Origin of the sequence: Pantoea sp. Pa-EAmG (assembly GCF_030024295.1) — a bacterium.
Lineage (GTDB): Bacteria > Pseudomonadota > Gammaproteobacteria > Enterobacterales > Enterobacteriaceae > Pantoea > Pantoea dispersa.
Genome location: NZ_JASEWO010000348.1, coordinates 1 through 1,381, shown reverse-complemented (window position 1 = coordinate 1,381; position 1,381 = coordinate 1). Strand labels below are relative to the sequence as shown.

Genomic DNA, 1,381 nt, shown 5'->3' with positions numbered 1-1,381 from the left:
CGAACTTCGCCCCGGAACTGTTCCGTCGCATTCGCCTGCGCGATCCGCTGAAGCAGAAACAGCTGCTGAAAGGGCTGGTCCAGCTGTCGGAAGAGGGCGCCGTGCAGGTGTTCCGTCCGGTGCACAACAACGATCTGATCGTGGGTGCGGTGGGCGTGCTGCAGTTTGATGTGGTCGTGGCGCGTCTCAAGAGCGAGTACAACGTTGAGGCGATTTACGAGGCCATCAACGTGTCGACCGCCCGCTGGGTTGAATGCAGCGACGCGAAGAAGTTTGACGACTTCCAGCGCAAAAACGAGATCAACCTGGCGCTCGATGGCGGTGACAACCTCACCTATATCGCCCCGACCATGGTCAACCTCAACATCACGCAGGAGCGCTATCCTGACGTGACCTTCCGTAAAACGCGCGAACACTAAGTTCGCCGTCTTCACCGGGCTGCTGCTTTCTGCCGCCCGGTTTTCTCCGATACAGACTCCTCTTAATTGCGCTGCGGTTATCGCTTTTTGGCGAGATATCAACCACAAAAGCCAGCAAAAGCTGTAATCCCTACTATGATTATTCTGTCGGACGAGAAAACGGACCTGTGGGTCTGATTACGTCCATCACGCAGCAACGTGGTGTGTTGCTGGCGCATTCGCGGTTGCGAGTGGGTTAACTGATTGAAGGATGATATCGATGAATAAGACTAAGATTGCTAAAACCCTGATTGCTGCACTGGCCGGTACTGCGCTGTTAAGCGGCGCGGCAATGGCGGCTGATACCAGCAGCAGCGCGGGTTCCAAAATCGATAGTTCTATGAAAAAAGTCGATGGCTTTATGGATGACAGCGGCATCACCGCCAAAGCCAAAGCCGCGCTGGTGGACGATGAAGCGATTAAAAGTACGGATATCTCCGTCAAAACGCAGCAAGGCGTCGTGACGCTGAGCGGTTTTGTCACCTCGCAGGACCAGGCCGAGAAGGCTGTGGCGCTGGTGCAGAAGGTGGAAGGGGTTAAATCCGTCAGCGACAAACTACACGTCAGAGACAGCAAACAGAGTTCATTGAAAGGTTATGCAGGTGATGCAGCAACCACCAGTGAAATAAAAGCTAAACTTTTAGCAGATGACATTGTGCCATCGCGCAACGTGAAGGTGGAAACCACCGATGGCGTGGTACAGCTGTCCGGGGAAGTGGCGAATCAGGCCCAGTCCGATCGGGCTGAGAAGATCGCCAAAGCCATTGAAGGCGTGAAAAGCGTGAAGAATGACCTGAAGGTGAAATCTTAACGCAACCGGAACGGCATCACCAACGGTGCCGTTCCGCATTAAATACAGTGATGTGAAGAATAAGCAGTTCGATTTTCACTATGGTAAAGGAGAGGCTTATGTTTCGTTGGGG

General features: G+C 53.5%; 1 protein-coding gene and 1 pseudogene. Both read left to right on the top strand.

The window, feature by feature from the left end; translation table 11 throughout:
* Positions 1 to 419: pseudogene (gene prfC, locus QMM04_RS22505) on the top strand (peptide chain release factor 3); the annotation flags it as partial.
* A 259-nt stretch (positions 420 to 678) separates the two neighbouring features.
* Entirely contained in the window at positions 679 to 1,269 is a 591-nt protein-coding gene (osmY, locus tag QMM04_RS22500) for a molecular chaperone OsmY (RefSeq protein WP_021507660.1), read from the top strand.
* The last annotated feature ends 112 nt before the right edge of the window (positions 1,270 to 1,381 follow it).

Coding starts and splice junctions, on each gene's coding strand:
- osmY (WP_021507660.1), top strand. CDS start 679: ATGAATAAGACTAAGATTGCTAAAACCCTGATTGCTGCACTGGCCGGT.